A 16,496-nucleotide genomic window follows, 5' to 3' on the forward strand; every position below is an offset into this window, starting at 1 on the left:
CGACGTGATGCAGGAGTCACTGACCATCGGCCAGCTCTCCGAGCGCAGCGGTGTGGCGGCGTCCGCGCTGCGCTACTACGAGCGGCTCGGGCTGATCCGGGCCGAGCGCACCGGCGGCAACCAGCGCCGGTACGCGCGGATCGAGCTGCGCCGGGTGGCGTTCATCCGGATCTCGCAGCAGGTCGGCATCTCGCTCGATGAGATCCGCGAGGCGCTCGACTCGCTGCCCGCCTCGCGGACCCCCACCCCCGAGGACTGGGCCCGGCTCTCCCGCGTCTGGCGGGACCGGCTGGACGAGCGGATCCGGCTCCTGAGCAAGCTGCGCGACGACCTCGACGGCTGCATCGGCTGCGGCTGCCTGTCGTTGCGGCGCTGCGCCCTCTACAACCCCGGTGACACGCTGGCCGGCGAGGGGCCCGGCGCGCGGCTGGTGCTGCCGAGCTAGGGGACGGTGAGCAGCACCTTGCCGACGTGCTCGTTCGACTCGACCATGCGGTGCGCCGCCGCGGCGTCCGCCATGGGCAGCCGGCGGTCCACCACCGGACCGATCTTCCCCGCCGCGACCAGCGGCCACACCTGCTCGCGTACGCCCCGGACGATCTCCGCCTTCTCCTCCAGCGGCCGGGAACGCAGGGCCGTCGCGGCCACCGTCCCCCGCTTCGCCAGCAGCGCGCCGAGGTCCAGCTCACCCTTGCGGCCACCCTGCATGCCGATCACCACCAGCCGGCCCCCGGTGGCCAGCGCGGCCACGTTCCGCCCCAGGTAGGAGGCGCCCATGATGTCGAGGATGACGTCCGCGCCCCGACCGTCGGTGGCGCGCCGGACCTCCTCGACGAAGTCCTGCTCCCGATAGTCGATCGTGTGCGCGGCGCCCAGCTCCCGCAGCCGGCCGTGCTTCGCCGCCCGCGCGGTCACCACCACCGTCGCGCCGAGCGCCGCGCCGAGCTGGATCGCGAAGGTACCGATCCCGCTGCCGCCGCCGTGCACCAGCAGCGTCTCGCCCTTCGTCAGCCCGGCCAGCTGCACCACGTTCGACCAGACCGTGCACGCCACCTCGGGCAGGGCCGCCGCGTCGACCGGGTCGACGCCGTCGGGCACCGGCAGCAACTGCCCGGCCGGCACGGCCACGAGCTCCGCGTACCCGCCGCCGGCCAGCAGCGCGCACACCTTCTGGCCGACCGCCCACCCGGTCACGTCCGGGGCGGTCGCGGTGATCGTCCCGGAGCACTCCAGACCGGGGTACGCGGGCGCGCCCGGCGGCGGCGGGTAGAGCCCCTGTCGTTGCAGCAGGTCCGCCCGGTTCACCGCGCTGGCGTGCACCCGGACGACCACCTCGCCGGGGCCGGGCTCCGGGTCGGGCACCTTGGCCCAGACCAGGGCGTCGGGTCCACCGGGCTCCGGGATCGTGATCGCGTGCATGGTCCCTGTCTACCGCACGGGTCCGGCGGCCGGGAGAGCATCGCCGGTGAAGCGGCGCGTCCCACTGTGGACGTCGGTCGCGGGGGTGGACGTGCCCGTTCGCGGGGCCGGCCGCCGTGGCAGACTAGGCACGGTCGCGTACCCCGTGGGGCGCGCGGGCCGGGAGGGTTCGCCTAGTGGCCGATGGCGCTGGTCTTGAAAACCGGTAGGGCGGCAACGTCCTCGTGGGTTCGAATCCCACACCCTCCGCACCGGGCTACCGCGGCGCTTCCGGTTCGCTGGGCGGCGTCGGCGGGGTATGAAGGTGTGCGCAGGAGAAAACGCGCTCACCGGAAGGATCCGTCCCGATGACCCTGGAACGCCCGATCGCCCCGGACCCGTACGAGCTGCTGCCGACGGTGCCGTCGTTCACGCTCGCCAGCGACGACGTGCAGAACGGCGAGCCGATGGACGCGGCGTACGCCCACCCCGCCGCCGGTGGCGACAACGTCTCCCCGCAGCTGGCCTGGTCGGACTTCCCGGCCGAGACCAAGGGCTTCGTGGTGACCTGCTTCGACCCCGACGCGCCCACCGGCAGCGGCTTCTGGCACTGGGTGCTGGTCAACCTGCCGGCCGGTGTCACGCAGTTGCCCCGGGGAGCGAGCGGCGCCGACCTGGCCGGCGCGTTCACCGTCCGCAACGACTACGGGGAGCAGGGCTACGGTGGTGCCGCTCCGCCGCCCGGTGACCGCCCGCACCGGTACGTCTTCGCGGTCCACGCCCTGGACGTGGAGCACCTCGACGTGACCCCGGACGCCACCCCGGCGTACGTCGGCTTCAACCTGACCTTCCACACCCTGGCCCGCGCGGTCATCCGCCCGACTTACCAGGCGAAGGAGTAGCGCCACCAACCATCGCGATCTTGCACTTCCTGCCCGGGCAAATCCGGCCGAAAGCCGCAGAACAGGGGCCGAAAGTGCAAGATCGCGGGGAGCGGGAGCGGGAGCGGGCGCGGGCGCGGGCGCGGGCGGGGGCGAGGGCGGGTCAGGACGGGGTGCGGGCTACCGCGAAGACGGACTGGCCGAACGGGGGGCGGAGGCGCTGTTCCGCCGCCTTCGTGGCCGGGAGGACCAGGGTGTCGTACACCTTGACCATCGGGCCCTCCTTCGGCATCAGCCGGAAGACCTTGGTCGCCATGAAGTAGCCGATCAGGCCGAGCGCGTTGGCGTAGTGGATCTTCTCCACGGTGAGGCCGGCCTCGGTCATCGCGGCGGCCAGGGTCTTCTTGGTGTAGCGCCGGACGTGGCCGGTGGCGATGTCGGCCGGGCTCATCGCGAACTGGAAGGCCGGCACGATGATGATCACCGCTCCGCCCGGGCGGACCAGGTCACGCATGCTGCGCAGCGCGCCCACATGGTCGTCGATGTGCTCCAGCACGTTGTACGACACGGCGGCGCTGTAGTCGCCGCGCTCCGAGTGGGGCAGCAGCATCTGGCGTACCTCGACGGACGGCTCGGCGGCGAGCCGCTCCTTGAGCGTGACCAGCCGGTCCGGGTCGGCCTCGGTGGCGGTGAAGCGCGGCACCCGCTCGGCCCACTCCAGCGCGTAGTCACCGAGACCGCTGCCGATCTCGATCGGGTTGTCACCGAGGTACGGCAGGGCGAGCTCGACGAACCAGCGACGGTGGTTCACCGCGGTCGCGAGGCCCTCCAGGACCTCGGACTGCACGCGCTGATCTCCGGTGATTTCTGCCATGCGTCGATTCCTCACGGTGTGACTCGATCCGCGCCTGGACCGACAGAGTGAATCATCCGCATCGAAGGCAGAACAAATCGGGGCACCTGAGTGGCCGAAATGTGGTCGGGGGGCGGGCACGTGATCGGCGGTCGGCGAACCCGGCACATGGTACCCAGTCCCCCGAAACCTGTCACGGCAGGGTCATAGCCTGACTACTCTACGAAACGTCATGACTACTCCGGAATCGGGCGCATCTGCCGGTGCTACCGGGGGCCGGGGCGAGGTGGGTGGGCCCGACCGGAGCGGGTCTCCGCTCCGCGGGTGGCGGGCGGACCTGCTGGCGGTCCTGAGCTTCGTCGCACTCGCCCTCTGGGTGACCGCCCGGCTCTGGCTCGATCCGCGTCAGGGTCTCCGTGACAACCGCACCGACCAGTCGCAGTTCGAGTGGATGATGGCGCACGGTGCACGGGTGGTCTCCGATTTCGTGTACCCCTTCACCTCTGATCGGATGAACGTTCCGGAGACCGTTAATTTGATGGCGAATACGTCCGTATTGTCGGTGTCTATACCGATGACTCCGGTCACCCTGCTGGCCGGTCCGCGGACGTCCTTTCTCCTCTTCCTCACCCTGGGAATGGCCGCCACCGCGACCTCCTGGTACTTCCTGCTCTCCCGGGTGTTGATCCGCTCGCGCGGGCCGGCCTGGCTGGGGGCGGCCTTCTGCGCGTACGCCCCGGCGATGGTCTCCCACGCCAACGCCCACCCGAACATCGTCTCCCAGTTCGTGGTGCCTCTGATCATCTGGCGCACCCTGCGTCTCGGCGAACCGGGACGCTGGCTGCGCAACGGGGTGCTGCTCGCCCTGGCGATCGTCTGGCAGGCCTTCATCAACCTGGAGATCCTGCTGATGACCGCGATCGGCCTCGGCGTGGTGGTGGTCGCGCTGGTCATCGCCCGGCCCGAGATGCGCCGGCGGACCCGTCCGTTCCTCGCCGGCCTGGGCGTCGCCGCCGTGGTCGCGCTGGCCCTGCTGGCGTACCCGCTCTCCGTGCAGTTCTTCGGACCCGGCGCCTACCAGGGGCTGTCCCACCTCATCCGCGGCTACTCCACCGACCTCGCGTCCTTCGTCGCGTTCTCGCGGGAGTCCCTCGCCGGGGACGAGCGCAGCGCGACGGGCCTGGCGAAGAACCCCACCGAGGAGAACGCGTTCTTCGGCTGGCCGCTGATGGTGCTCGTCGTCGCGCTGGTCTGGTGGCTGCGGCGCGACGCCGTCGTCCGGGGCCTGGTCGTGCTGGGGCTCCTGTTCGCGGTGCTCTCGCTGGGACGGGAGATCCAGTTCAACGGCCGGGGTACGGGCATCCCCGCCCCCTGGGCGGCGCTGGAGAACCTGCCGATCCTGCACTCGGTGGTGCCGACCCGCTGGTCCCTGGCGATCACCCCGATCATCGGGCTGCTGCTGGCGTACGGCGCGGAGCGCGCCCGTACGCTCGCCGCCCGGCACCCGGACGCCCGACCGCAGATCCGCTTCGCCACCGGCACCGTGCTGGCGATGGCGCTCCTGCCGCTGCTGCCCACCCCGCTGCCGGCGGTGCGGCTCGACCCCACGCCCGCCTTCGTCACCTCCGGCGCGTGGCGCCCGTACGCGGCGGGCGGGCGCAGCATCGTGACCCTGCCGCTCCCGGACACCCACTACGCCGACCCACTGCGCTGGTCGGCGGAGACCGGGCTGGAGATGCCGATCGCCCGGGGCTACTTCCTCGGCCCGGACACCCGCCCCGGGAAGCACCGGGTGGCCCTGTTCACGGCGCCACCCCGCCCGACCAGCGACTTCTTCCTCAAGATCCGGCGCACCGGCGCGGTGCCGCCGATCACCCCGCAGGCGCGGGTGGCCGCCGTGGACGACCTGCGGTACTGGCGGGCCGGGGCGGTGGTGCTCGGCCCGCACCCGTACGCCGACGCGCTGCGCCGCGGCATGACCGAGCTGACCGCTGTCCAGCCCGCGTACACCGGGGGTGTCTGGCTCTGGGACGTGCGCGAGCTCACCGACTGACGGCCAGCGCTCACTGGCGGACGCAGCAGCCCTGGCAGATCTTGGGCTTGGGGAGGGTGAAGGCCAGGCAGCAGGTGCGGCGCTGGACGGTCGGCTCGCCGGACGGGCCGGGGACCAGGTCCACCAGGTCGCGCAGGTCGAGTGCGCCGAGCAGGGTGTCGATCGTCGCGACCGAGGAGCCCGGCAGGCCGTCGGCGGCACGCAGGATTCCGTGCGCGATGCCGGATGCCACCGAGCCGAGCAGCGTGCGGGTGCCGATCCGCACCTCGGCCTGGATCGCCGAGATCATCGGGGCCAGGTGGGCGTCGAGGAGCGAGGCCCGGAGCGCCGTGAGCAGCTCCGCCTCGCCGGCCACGACCCGCACCTCGGGCAGACCGGCCAGCGCCAGCGGGTCGCCCGGCAGGACCGCGACGGTGGTCGACCGTCGCAGGCCCATCGTCAGCAGCGGCCGGTGGTCCTCGAAGTGGATCAGCACATCGGCCGGGGCCAGCAGGGGCACCCGCCGGGCCGAGGCCCAGCCCAGCACCACCGGCAGCGCGGTCCAGTAGCTGTACGACTTCCACGCGAGCGCGGCGCAGGCGTGGGGTGTGCCACCCCAGCGGACGGAGGCCGCGCGCAGGAACGCGGGCAGCCGGGTGCCGTCGACCAGCTCGGTCGCGGGGGCCCAGCCCAACTCGCCGGCCACCAGCAGGCCGGGGGCGAGCCCGGGCACGTCGTCGGTGCCGAACATCTGACGCAGGGCGGCGGTGACCGGTGCCAGCGTGGCGGCGGTGTCCCGCCCCGGCATGACCGCTGTCACGTGACTCGTCCCCCGTCCGAAGCGCCGCGTCTCTGAGCTAAGGCTAGCCTAACCAGCGCGATCGGTCTAAGGGAAGCCTCACCTGACTCGACGGGGAGGCCCGCTTCCGCCCACGCCTCGGCGTACTACCCGACGCCCGGCCTGGGAAACGACGGTCGGAGTATCGACGGCCATCGCTCGTGCGTCAAGGCTCGTGTCGACAAGGTGGCAGTTGTGTACCCGACCGGCGACGGAACGTGAAACTGAATACTCCCGGCCACGAGGAAGCTGATGACGACCTCACCGCTCGATCGGGCTGCCGACTCCTTCGCCGCCGAACTCGCCCGCCACCGGACCGGACGGGGACTGTCCAAGAAACAACTGGCGACGCTGATGGGGTTCGACCCGTCGTACGTCAGCCACGTCGAGGGGCGGCGACACCGCCCCACCGAGGACTTCGCCCGGCGCGCGGAGGCCGTCCTGGAGGCCAGCGGCGCGATCTGGCAGCGCTTCCGGGAGTACGACGAACTGCGGCACGCCCGCGGCGACAAGGCCCACCACCGGGAGTCCCCGATCCCCGGGCAGTGGCTCCCGCCCGGCACGGGCCTCATCGTCGAGCGGGAACAGGCCACGCTCACCTACCTCGACGAGGCGTACCGGTGCGTGATCCGGCGGGAGCTGTACAACGCGGGGACCGAACCCGTCACCCGCTATTTGGTGCGCGTCGCCGTCGACCGCTACCCCAGCGACCCGGGCCGCTCGAACCGGCATCACCGGGAACACCCGCTCACCTTCGCCGAGCTGCAACTACGGGCGCAGCGGCTGGACGCGGGCGAGCGCGAGGCCATGCACTGGCGCGCCAAGCACGACCGGGACGCGTTCAAGGAGATCTGGCTCCTCTTCGAGAACGCCGACCGCCGCTTCCCCCTCTACCCGGGCGACCGCGCCACCATCGAGTACGCGTACCACGTCGGGGCCGACAAGTGGGGCCCCTGGTTCCAGCGGGCCGTCCGGGTGCCGACGCGGCACCTCGCCGTACGCCTCGATCTGCCGGCCGCGCTCGACCCGCAGGTCTGGGGTGCGGAGACCTCGCTCTCGGCGGAGGAGGGCCCGCTGCGCACCCCGGTGGCCCGCCACGCGGAGGGCGACCGGGTGATCTTCGACTGGGCGACCGACGACCCGCCGCTGAACGCCCGCTACCGGATGCAGTGGCGGTTCCGCGCCCGACCCGAGGGGGACCCGGAGGAGCCCGGCCTCGTCCGGCCCAGCGACCGCATGCGCGGCCTCGGCATCGTCCAGCGCGGCGCCGACCTGCTGCGCCAGCCCACCCAGCCGTTCGACCTGCCGCGCGAGGAGCGGGTGGCCCGAAACGTCGTGGACCGGCTCGCCGGGGCACTGCTCCGCCTCGACGAGCTGCACCCGTTCAGCAAGGGCGTCGGAATCGCCGCCCCCCAGCTCGGCATCGGACGGGCCGCCGCCGTGGTCCGGCCACCGGACCGGGGAGGCGAACCCGTCGTGCTGCTCAACCCCCGCGTGGTCGACGCGTCGCCCGACGTCGACGAGCAGTACGAGGGCTGCCTCTCCTTCTTCGACCACCGCGGCCTGGTGCCCCGCCCGCTACGGATCGACGTCGAGCACGCCCACGTCGATGGTGGCCGGATCATCACCTCGTTCGAGTACGGCATGGCCCGGCTCGTGGCCCACGAGATCGACCACCTGGAGGGGCGCCTCTACGTCGACCGGATGGCACCGGGGGTGCCGCTGGTGCCGATCGAGGAGTACCGCTACTCGGGTCAGCCCTGGCGCTACTGACGCGCCCCTGGGGCTCTGCGGCGCGCCGTTCCCGGCGGGACGACCACGTCCGCCCAGGTGGGAAGGACGGCAGGGCGGACGTGGTCGTGCGGGGGGCGGTGCCGGTCCGCCCGTTCGGGGGGACCGGGGCGCGTGCCCGAGCGGGCGGAGGCACGCGCCCCGGTCCTTTGGGGAGGAAATGCCTACAGCTCGCCGAAGGTGTCGTACCGGGTGCGCTCCGGCGGCACGTCGTCCTCGGCCAGTACGCGCAGCGTGGCCCGGACCATCGGGGCCGAACCGGAGATGTAGCAGTCGTGCGCCGTCCACGGCCCGTACCGGCCGACCACCTCGGAGATGTCACCCAGCTCGCCGTCGAAGTCCTCGTCCTCGCTGCACGCCGGCGTCACCGACAACCACGGGTGAGCGGCCACCAACTCCTGGAGGCCGTCGAGACCGTACAGGTCCTCCCGGGTACGGGCGCCGTAGAAGACGTGGACCCAGCGGGTCCGGTTGTAGCTCGCCAACTCCTCCACGAGGGCCTTGACCGGGGCGAGCCCGACACCGCCGGCGACGCAGAGGATGTCCCGCTCGGAGGCGCGGTCCAGCGTCATCGACCCCATCGGCGCCGCCACCCGCAGCAGCTCACCCGGCTTCACCCGGCGGACCAGCGCGCCGGAGACCCACCCCGCGCCCCGCGGCGTCCGGACGTGGAACTCCAGCACGTTGTCGTCGTTCGGCGCGTTCGCCACCGAGTACGTGCGCCACACCCGCGGGTGGTACCGGGGCACCTCGACGCTGACGTACTGGCCCGCCTTCCACCGCAGCGGGTGCTGCAACGCGCGGACGGTCAGCACCGCCGTGTCCAACCCGTACCGCTCGTGGGTGAGCACCTCGGCGTGCCAGAACGGCGGGTCGTCGTCCGCGGCCGCGCCGGCGAGCATCTTCGCCGAGATCGCCGCGTACGCGTCCCGCCAGGCCTGGTCGTACTCCAGGTTCCAGCCGTCGCCGGCGGTGCTGCGCAGCGCGTCCAGCAGCGCGACGCCCATCGTCTCGTAGTGCGCCGCGTCGACGTGGTACTTCCGGTGGTCCCGGCCCAGCGAGCGGAGGAACTCGTCGAAGCTCTCCGGATCGCCAACGGTGTGGATGGCGGTGATGATCGCTTCCAGCAGGCGGTCGCCCTGGCCGGTCATCTGCACCGGGAAGAGCGGGCGCAGCTCGGGGTCGAGCAGGAACAGCCGGGCGTAGAAGTGACCGCTCAGCCGGTCCCGGTGCTCCTCGACCAGGGTCCAGCTCTCCTTCAGTAGCCGCGCGACGTTGTCCACGGGAGCGTGCTCCTTCTCCGTACGGGGATCGGGCATCCACAGAATGTCCACGGAGAGTGCCGACCGGTCGCACAGAATGTGCGACCAGCTCATGAGGTCTCCTCGGCGCTGCTCACGAGGTCTCCCCGCCGCTGCCGACCGCGGCTCCGGTCAGGCACAGTGGTGCGGTGACCCTCGAGCTCGACCGCCCGGTGGCCCGCCGGACCCTCGGCACCGAGACGCTGCTGGTGCTCGGCCTGTCCCTCGGGCAGTCGGCCGTCTACGCCCTCGTGTCGATCGTCGCCAAGCTCGCCGCCGACGGACCGCTGTCGGCGCAGACCGCGGCGCTGAACACGTCCCGGTCCGCCCGGCCCTACCTCGACCTCACGTACCAGCTGCTCGGCATCCTGTTCGCCCTGCTGCCGGTGCTGCTGGCCGTACACCTGCTGGCGCGGGACCCCGGCGACCCGGCGCGGACGCTCGGCCTGGACGCCCGGCGGCCCGGCCAGGACCTGGCCCGGGGCGCCGGCCTGGCCGCGCTGATCGGGCTGCCCGGCCTGGCCCTGTTCTGGGCGGCGGCGCAGCTCGGCCTCAACGCCACGCTGGTGCCCGCCGCGCTGCCCGACCTGTGGTGGGCGGTCCCGGTGCTGATCCTCGCCGCCGTGCAGAACGCCGTGCTCGAGGAGGTGATCGTGGTCGGGTACCTCGTCACCCGGCTCCGGCAGCTCCAGTGGCGGCTCGGCGCGGTCATCGCCGCGAGCGCGCTGCTGCGCGGCTCCTACCACCTCTACCAGGGCTTCGGCGCCTTCGTCGGCAACGCCGTCATGGGCGTCGTGTTCGGCCTGTTCTACCTGCGGACCCGGCGGGTGATGCCGCTGGTGGTGGCACACACCCTGCTCGACATCGTGGCCTTCGTCGGCTACAGCCTGCTCCCGAACGACTGGTTCGACTGGCTCTGACCGGCCAGGCGTGCGTGGGGTGGGGCCGCCCGTGCCGCCATGTCCCCGGCATCGCGGTGTCCCGGTGCCGGGGATACCGCGATGTCCCTGACAGCGAGTGGATCTCAGCCGGTGCTGGTGGTGCGCGCCGACCGGTAGGCCGCGACGGCGCGGGCCGCGAGGCGCTCGGTCGCCGCGGCGTCGCCGGTCGCGGCCGCGAGCGCCGCCGCGCCGGGCAGCAGGCGGGACGCCAGCCGCAGCGCCAGCCAGCCACCCGCCTGCGCCGCGAGCGGCGCGGCCAGCCGCCAGGCCGCCTCCACCGCCCGCGGCCAGGGCGCCTCGCCCGGCCCGTCCGCCGCCCGGGCCGCCTGAAGCGCCGCGCGGGCGCTGTCCGCGTCCGGGTGCACCTGCGTCAGCACCAGCAGCTCCACCGCCCGGTCCGGGTGCGCCGGGTCCCGGTCGTACGCCGCCGCCAGGTGCAGCACCAGGCTCGCCTGGGTCCACAGCACCGCGCCCAACTCCGCCACCGGCGCGAACACGCCGGCCAGCGCCGCCGCCGCACCACCCGCCCCGGCCCGGCGGACGTACCGCCGGGTGGCGAGCCGGGCCAGGCCGTCACCCGTCGCCTTCGGGTACGCCGAGCGCAGCCGGTCGGCCCAGTCACGCGCCCGTGGTCCGATGGACTCGACGGCGGCCAGGGCGAGCAGCTCCGGCGCGTACCCCGGATGGTCGAAGACCCGCCGGGCGACCACCTCGGGCGTACGTGTCCGCACCGGCAGCTCGGCGGGCTCTTCCGGCCGCGAAGGGCCTGCGGGCGTTTTGGAAGTGACCGCGGTGGCCGGGGACTCCTGCTCGGTGGCCGGCTTCGCCGCCGCCCGGGTGGTCTTGCGGGCGCGTGCGGAGCCCTCCTTCGGCGCTGCCTTCGTGGCGCCGGTCCGCTTGGTGGCTCGGGTGGCGGTCGGCGTGCCGGCAGCGGGGACGTCGACGACGGCTGCGGGCTCCGCTTCCGCCCGGGTGGTACGCCCTGACGTGGCCTTCTTCGCCGTCGTCCGCTTCGCCCGCGGCGCCTTGGTCGTCCCGGTCGCCCGGCCGGACCGGGCGCTGTCTGTGTCGTCAGTCACGCCGGTGGGCGGCGTTTCACCTGCTGGCGGTGCCACCGGCGGCTCCTCCGCGACCGCCTCCGGGCGGGACTGGCCCACCGCTGCGGGCTCGGGTTCAGGGGTCGTGGGTGCGCCCGACGGCGTCGGGTCAGGCTGACTGGGCTGGGCCGGCGATGCCGCATCTGGCTGACGGGTCGCGCGCCTGGCTCGAGGTGCCGGTTGGGGCTGCGGTGCCGCGTGCTCGGCTGGGGCCGGCGGGTCGGTCTGGGGCGTCGTGCCCTCGCTCGGCGGTTCGAGGCGGTTCGCTTGCGGTCCAGCGGTGGGCCGCCGAATCGCGGGCTCCGCCTGTGGTGCGCGGCGGGAACCCCGCGTCCCGGGCGCCGTCTGCGGTGTCGACTCCGGCTGCCGGGTCACCGGCTCGTCACTCGTTTCCGGCTGGGGCTGCCGGGGCGCCGGTGGCTGCGACGCGGGCGGCTGGAAGAGCACGGTCGGGGTCGGCTTCGCCCGCCGTGGCCGCTGCTGTCCGATTTCGGCAGCCGGAGCGGGCTCCGCCGGAGCGGGGGGCGGGGTGAACGTCGCCCTCGGGGAGCGCCGCCGCTTCTCGGCAGCAGGCTCTGGACGGGTCGGCTCGCTCGACGGCTGCTCGCGCATATCGATGGAGCGTAGCCTTGATCACGTTCCCGCACAGCGGGGAATCGCGCGGGCCTGGGGTCCTGGTCGGGCGCGCGGGGGGAAGTCGCTTTGCTCCCGATGGGTGGCGCCCTGTATCCTCGGGCCCGGTGGCCTCAGGGGTCGCCGGGGAGACTTCGCCTAGTCTGGTCTATGGCGCCGCACTGCTAATGCGGTTGGGGTCTTAAAGCCCCTCCCGGGTTCGAATCCCGGAGTCTCCGCGCGAAAGTCGGTCGTGTAGGCTGGCTGAGCACCAGCGCCCGTAGCTCAACGGATAGAGCATCTGACTACGGATCAGAAGGTTAGGGGTTCGAGTCCCTTCGGGCGCGCAAGTCTGACCAGGCAATATTCATGATCCCCACTGGCCTCCGGGTCGGTGTGGGTCGCATGTGGGTCACATCTGTGACCCACATGCAGAGCCTGGTCGGACCGTGTTGACCTGGGCTTCCGGGATCGATGCGCAGCGGATTCGCGGACGGATGATGCGGATCCGCCTCTTCGTGTTGCACTGATGATCCAACCGGTTGATGATCATGTCGCGCCTGCTGTCTAGCCTGTCGCGGTGCGTGGTGGGCTAACAAAGTGGCTGAATCTGCCGAAAGCCTAAGCAATAGGAGTAGAATGGCGGATTTATGGTCGTGCTTCGCGGCTGGCCACTCAGACTTCCCCAACGGGTCGGCATCCTCCTGCGCTGACGTCCAGACCCGCCGAAATCCCCCACGAAGAGCCGCTCAACGTTGCGTGCACGGCGCAGCACAAGCCTGGTGACCATGCCCCAGGTACTGCATGCTGTTGCCATAGACCGCAACGCGTGGTGGACGGCGGAGCGGCATGGCCAGCCCTGGCTCGTATCCACCTTCGATCCCCAGCGTCTGAGGCTGCCGGTCGGGCTTGCCGGCGTCGTATGCGCCTTGTGCGCGCGGCCCACTGCACCGTGCGCCGGTCGACCCGGCATGGCCGCTGCACCGTGCCCTGCTGGAGCTGCGCGAAAGCGCCGTTGCTGCCGGGTTGGCCGACCCTCTGGACGGGGCGGCCACCCGGCCGAACCCGCATGTAGGCATCCGCGTCGGGGCGGAGCAGGCCCTGCGCTCGCTTAGGGCCCAGGGCGTGGTCGTGGCGGCGGGATCCGGGGCATCAGCGGGTTCGGAGTTGACTGCCGAGGCCGCGATAGCTGTCCGGTGTGGTTTCCTGCGCGGGCGTACAGCTGATCCGGACCTGCTGTTTTGGGCTGCTCAACGTTGGAACGCATCGCTATCCGCCGCCGAGAAGACTCGCTCCAAGGCGTCCCGCTCACCAGGATCCGCCACACAGTCAGGTGCGAGTCGTCGCCAGCCGGCGCCCGCTCGGTCCCGGTAGAGGACCTTCACGCGGACGCGACCCGAGCGAATCTGAAACCGGGTTGGGGCAGACAGCTTGACGGCTTCAGCTCCGCGGACTCGTCGGTGGTCACGCCCGGTCGCTGTCCGGTGATCTCACCCTGATGGCTGATGTCTAGGTTTCACCGCCTAGACCGGGGCGGGTCGCCGGCTGAACCGGCCGTGGGACGCCGAGCGGCATGGGTGCTGGTGGCGCTATGTGGACATCTCGTAGCGATGTTCCTGGCTCCCGTATCACGCCGGCGGGCGGCGCGGCGGGCATCGGTCCCGTCACCGCCGCGGTTGCTGGCTGGGACGCCTGTGGATCGTGATCTGCTCGTGCACCGGACTGGCGTCGAACACGGTGGTCGGCTCGGCCGGGTCGGTGCTTTGGTCGTCGGTGGATTGCGGTGAGCGGGGTCGCACGGCGAGGTCAGTGACGTGGCCGGTGGCGCTGGTGGCGGCCAGCGCCGCCGCGAACAGGATGAGCTGGTTGACGACGTTGAGGAAGACCAGCAGCCCGACAGTGCCGGCGACGACGTGGTACGTCGGGTTGGCCTCGATGCGCTGTATGTAGAAGCCGCCGACGGTCTTGAGCAGTTCCAGACCGACGGCGACGAGCAGCGCGGGCAGGACCACCCGGCGCGGCGGCATGCGTAGCCGCGGCAGGCCGGTGAGCACGGCGGTCGACAGCAGCGTGTTCACGGCGATGCCGAGCAGGAGCCCGACCGCGGCCAGCAGCCACCGGGCCGGGACGGCCTCCGTGCCGGTGGGCTCGACCAGCCGGTTGGCCCCGGCGCTGGTGGCGAACGCTGTGGCGAGGGACGCCGCCAGCAGCAGACCGAGCCCGACCAGCACGAGCAGATCGACCAGCAGGCGGACCATGAAGGTGCCCGGGTACTCGGGCAGTCGCCAGATCTTGCGAATGGAGGAGCGCAGCGAGTCCACCCAGAACCATCCGGTGACCGGCAGGCCCAGAAACGCGATCACTCCGGCGGTGCCGCGGGCGGTTCGTAGTGCCTCCACGTCGAGGCTGGGCAGGTTCCGGGCGAGGTAGCGCTGCACCAAGCGCTGCACCGCCGGATCGTCGAGGACGAATCCGAAGACCGCGAAGCCCAGCAGGGCCAGCGCGAACGTGGCGAAGAACGCGTAGTAGGTGACCGCGGCGGCGAGCCGGCCGCCGTCGGCTTCGTCATAGCGCACCGCGGCCCGGGCCAGGTGGTCCAGCCAGCCGTGGCGGCGGCGGGCGCGCTGCCACGCCGCAGCGGCCCGCCGCCTCACGCTCGGGGCGGTCACGCCGCTCGCCGTACCCCCGCGGTCACCGCGGCTACGCACCGGACAGCCACGATGGTGACGGGCACCAGAGCTGGTGCCGTTTCCGGCCGTGTCTTGCGAAGTCATGCGCCGAGTGCGGCACCGCCGACCGGGGCCTCCGGATCGGGGTTGACGGAGGTCGCGGTCGGTGGCGGGGTTTCCCGGTCGACACGGGTGTCGGTCTGCTGTGCACTCCGCTGGGCCTCGGCCTGGTCGTCGTCGGTGGGGCGGGTGCCGGGCGGTTCCCGGTCGGGGGTGGGCTCGCCCTCCGGGTGCTCGGCCAGGTAGCGCACGGCGGTGTTGGCCACGGCCAGCAGTGGTACGGCCACGAGCGCGCCGACGATGCCGGCGACGACGACGCCAATGGCGATCGCCAGGATAACGGCGAGCGGGTGCAGCGCCACGGCGCGGCCCATGATGAGCGGCTGCAGCACGTGGCCTTCCAGCTGTTGCACTCCGATGACGACACCGAGAACGATGAGCGCGCTGACCGGGCCCTGGGTGACCAGCGCGACCAGGACGGCCACCGTGCCGGACAAGGTAGCGCCGATGACCGGGATGAAAGCGCCCAGGAACACCAGCGCGGCCAGCGGCAGCGCGAGCGGGACGCGCAGCACGGCCAGCCCGATGCCGATACCGACGGCGTCGACGAACGCCACCAGCACGGTGGCGCGGACGTACGAGCCGAGGGTGTGCCAGGAGTAGTGGCCGGCGCGGCCCACCGGGACCCGGGCCGGGCGCGGCAGCAGGCGGCAGAGGAACTGCCAGATCTGGGCGCCGTCGCGCAGGAAGAAGAACAGGGTGAACAGCACGAGCAGGAATCCGGCGAGGACCTCACCGAGAGTCGTGGCCGTGCTCAACGCGCCGGAGGTGATCGCGCCCTGGTTCTCGGACACCTGCTGCTGCAGCCGTTCGAACCCCCTGGTGAGCTGCGCCTGGGAGATGTGCAGCGGGCCGCGCGCAAGCCATGTCTGTACCTCGTTCACGCCTTCGCGGACCTGGGCCGACAGGTCGTCGAACTGGGAGATGACCGTCCCGACGATCACCCCGAGGCCGCCGGACACGGCGGCCAGCCCACCGACGAGCACCGTGCCGGCGGCCAGCGACCGGTTGACTCCCCGGTTGCGCAGCCCTCGGACGGCCGGCTCGAACAGGGCGGCGAGCAGCAGCGCCACCGCCACCGGAATAACCACGATGCGCAGGATCGATATCACTCTGATCAGCAGGTAGGCGGCGACGATGAACAAGATCAGCCGCCACGCCCACGCCCCGGCGATCCGCACGCCGCGGGGGATACCGTCGTCCACGGCCGGTGCCGACTCGGCGACGAGCACTCGCCCGGCGGTATCGCCCAACCCGTTGTCGACGCGGAACGGCGGCAGCGAGCCGCCTTGCCGGGCGGTCGTCAACCGTGTTCGCGCCCGCTCGCGTACCGACCCGATCCAGCTCATGGCAGCCCCTTCCGACCGTCCCCGCAGGTAAGAAGTACCCACCACGTGACCGGTCGTCACCAGGTCACGTCCCGGCCCGTCGAGCCCGCCGCCGCGTTGCTCGCGGACACGTGCGAGGACGGGGTGAGGGCCCAGGACCACGCCGCCGGGACCGCCCGGGACAGATACCGGGCGCGGGTGGCAGGGGCTCGGAGCGCCCCACACCGTGCCAGCCACCTGCTCAGGAGTCCGCGGGTTCGCCCGGTTGCGGCGCCGCCGCCAGAGCCAGGGCGCGGCCTTGGAGGGTGGCGCCGGTGTTCATGGTGATCGAGGTGTGGGCCAGGATGTTGCCCGCGAATTGGGTGCCGGTTTCGGGTTAGCACCCGGGTCAGCGTGGACAGCACCGCGATCCGGCCACGAGGGCCTCGGGCGAGTGACCTTCCAGCGCACCACAGCGATTCTCGTGGCGCAACGCCAGCAGCTCCGCGGTGATGGCGTCCCGCTTCGCGCGAGAAGGGCAAACCAGCCGTCACAGATGGTCCGGCAACACGGGTGCGCTGAGCGATGGAGGCCCGTTCTGGCACGGCAGCGCGGCGAGTCGGCTGTCGAAGGCTACCGACGCGATCGGGCATGGT

The 16,496-nt window shown here is 72.3% G+C and carries 12 protein-coding genes, 3 tRNA genes and 1 pseudogene; 8 read left to right on the plus strand and 8 right to left on the minus strand.

The window, feature by feature from the left end:
* Positions 1-7: 7 nt before the first annotated feature.
* On the plus strand, positions 8-445 hold the full coding sequence (soxR, locus tag ACTMS0_RS05485; protein ID WP_441153951.1) for a redox-sensitive transcriptional activator SoxR: 438 nt from the start codon (positions 8-10) through the stop codon (positions 443-445).
* On the opposite strand, the gene ACTMS0_RS05490 is transcribed toward soxR, so the two are convergent.
* The gene (locus tag ACTMS0_RS05490) at positions 442-1,419 is read right to left on the minus strand and encodes an NAD(P)H-quinone oxidoreductase (RefSeq protein ID WP_441153952.1); all 978 of its coding nucleotides are present in this window, start codon (positions 1,417-1,419) and stop codon (positions 442-444) included. The two genes, soxR and ACTMS0_RS05490, sit on opposite strands and share 4 nt — an antisense overlap.
* Before the next feature lie 162 nt (positions 1,420-1,581).
* Between ACTMS0_RS05490 and ACTMS0_RS05495 the strand changes: the two genes are divergently transcribed.
* Positions 1,582-1,668, plus strand: a tRNA-Ser gene (locus ACTMS0_RS05495).
* Between the two features lie 98 nt (positions 1,669-1,766).
* Positions 1,767-2,300, plus strand: a complete 534-nt coding sequence (locus tag ACTMS0_RS05500) for a YbhB/YbcL family Raf kinase inhibitor-like protein (RefSeq protein WP_441153953.1) — start codon at positions 1,767-1,769, stop codon at positions 2,298-2,300.
* Between the two features lie 142 nt (positions 2,301-2,442).
* Here the strand turns inward: ACTMS0_RS05500 and ACTMS0_RS05505 are convergent, their stop codons facing one another.
* Positions 2,443-3,153 carry a class I SAM-dependent methyltransferase gene (locus tag ACTMS0_RS05505; protein WP_441153954.1) on the minus strand — a complete coding sequence of 237 codons (711 nt, stop codon included), beginning with the start codon at positions 3,151-3,153 and terminating at the stop codon, positions 2,443-2,445.
* A gap of 211 nt (positions 3,154-3,364) precedes the next feature.
* Between ACTMS0_RS05505 and ACTMS0_RS05510 the strand changes: the two genes are divergently transcribed.
* Entirely contained in the window at positions 3,365-5,185 is a 1,821-nt protein-coding gene (locus ACTMS0_RS05510; protein ID WP_441153955.1) for a hypothetical protein, read from the plus strand.
* Between the two features lie 10 nt (positions 5,186-5,195).
* Here ACTMS0_RS05510 and ACTMS0_RS05515 read toward each other — a convergent pair whose 3' ends face one another.
* Positions 5,196-5,972, minus strand: coding sequence for a hypothetical protein (locus ACTMS0_RS05515; protein WP_441154020.1), 777 nt, complete (start codon positions 5,970-5,972; stop codon positions 5,196-5,198).
* 282 nt (positions 5,973-6,254) lie between these two features.
* Here ACTMS0_RS05515 and ACTMS0_RS05520 point away from each other — a divergent pair, with 282 nt between their 5' ends.
* A complete protein-coding gene (locus tag ACTMS0_RS05520; RefSeq protein WP_441153956.1) occupies positions 6,255-7,775 on the plus strand; it encodes a peptide deformylase in 1,521 nt (506 codons plus the stop codon).
* 182 nt (positions 7,776-7,957) lie between these two features.
* Here ACTMS0_RS05520 and ACTMS0_RS05525 read toward each other — a convergent pair whose 3' ends face one another.
* Positions 7,958-9,076: a globin domain-containing protein gene (locus ACTMS0_RS05525; protein ID WP_441154021.1), complete on the minus strand. Its 1,119-nt coding sequence runs from the start codon at positions 9,074-9,076 to the stop codon at positions 7,958-7,960.
* Between the two features lie 167 nt (positions 9,077-9,243).
* Here ACTMS0_RS05525 and ACTMS0_RS05530 point away from each other — a divergent pair, with 167 nt between their 5' ends.
* On the plus strand, positions 9,244-10,014 hold the full coding sequence (locus ACTMS0_RS05530) for a CPBP family intramembrane glutamic endopeptidase (protein WP_441153957.1): 771 nt from the start codon (positions 9,244-9,246) through the stop codon (positions 10,012-10,014).
* 104 nt (positions 10,015-10,118) lie between these two features.
* On the opposite strand, the gene ACTMS0_RS05535 is transcribed toward ACTMS0_RS05530, so the two are convergent.
* On the minus strand, positions 10,119-11,114 hold the full coding sequence (locus ACTMS0_RS05535; protein WP_441153958.1) for a hypothetical protein: 996 nt from the start codon (positions 11,112-11,114) through the stop codon (positions 10,119-10,121).
* A 778-nt stretch (positions 11,115-11,892) separates the two neighbouring features.
* Between ACTMS0_RS05535 and ACTMS0_RS05540 the strand changes: the two genes are divergently transcribed.
* Together ACTMS0_RS05540 and ACTMS0_RS05545 are read left to right on the plus strand one after the other, a co-directional pair.
* Positions 11,893-11,983 (plus strand) — tRNA-Ser (locus tag ACTMS0_RS05540).
* A gap of 35 nt (positions 11,984-12,018) precedes the next feature.
* A tRNA-Arg gene (locus ACTMS0_RS05545) sits at positions 12,019-12,091 on the plus strand.
* Between the two features lie 1,317 nt (positions 12,092-13,408).
* On the opposite strand, the gene ACTMS0_RS05550 is transcribed toward ACTMS0_RS05545, so the two are convergent.
* The 3 genes and pseudogenes from ACTMS0_RS05550 to ACTMS0_RS05560 all read right to left on the minus strand — a co-directional run.
* The gene (locus ACTMS0_RS05550; RefSeq protein ID WP_441153959.1) at positions 13,409-14,413 is read right to left on the minus strand and encodes a YihY/virulence factor BrkB family protein; all 1,005 of its coding nucleotides are present in this window, start codon (positions 14,411-14,413) and stop codon (positions 13,409-13,411) included.
* Between the two features lie 101 nt (positions 14,414-14,514).
* Entirely contained in the window at positions 14,515-15,882 is a 1,368-nt protein-coding gene (locus ACTMS0_RS05555; RefSeq protein ID WP_441153960.1) for an AI-2E family transporter, read from the minus strand.
* Positions 15,883-16,102: 220 nt separating this feature from the next.
* Positions 16,103-16,219 (minus strand): annotated as a pseudogene (locus tag ACTMS0_RS05560) (ice-binding family protein); the annotation flags it as partial.
* Positions 16,220-16,496 lie beyond the last annotated feature (277 nt).

The organism is Micromonospora sp. H33 (assembly GCF_052068455.1).
Classification (GTDB): domain Bacteria; phylum Actinomycetota; class Actinomycetes; order Mycobacteriales; family Micromonosporaceae; genus Micromonospora.

Excerpts from the sequence above, each read along its gene's own strand:
- soxR (WP_441153951.1), top strand. The coding sequence starts at position 8 with ATGCAGGAGTCACTGACCATCGGCCAGCTCTCCGAGCGCAGCGGTGTG.
- ACTMS0_RS05490 (WP_441153952.1), bottom strand. The coding sequence starts at position 1,419 with ATGCACGCGATCACGATCCCGGAGCCCGGTGGACCCGACGCCCTGGTC.
- ACTMS0_RS05500 (WP_441153953.1), top strand. The coding sequence starts at position 1,767 with ATGACCCTGGAACGCCCGATCGCCCCGGACCCGTACGAGCTGCTGCCG.
- ACTMS0_RS05505 (WP_441153954.1), bottom strand. The coding sequence starts at position 3,153 with ATGGCAGAAATCACCGGAGATCAGCGCGTGCAGTCCGAGGTCCTGGAG.
- ACTMS0_RS05510 (WP_441153955.1), top strand. The coding sequence starts at position 3,365 with ATGACTACTCCGGAATCGGGCGCATCTGCCGGTGCTACCGGGGGCCGG.
- ACTMS0_RS05515 (WP_441154020.1), bottom strand. The coding sequence starts at position 5,972 with ATGCCGGGGCGGGACACCGCCGCCACGCTGGCACCGGTCACCGCCGCC.
- ACTMS0_RS05520 (WP_441153956.1), top strand. The coding sequence starts at position 6,255 with ATGACGACCTCACCGCTCGATCGGGCTGCCGACTCCTTCGCCGCCGAA.
- ACTMS0_RS05555 (WP_441153960.1), bottom strand. The coding sequence starts at position 15,882 with ATGAGCTGGATCGGGTCGGTACGCGAGCGGGCGCGAACACGGTTGACG.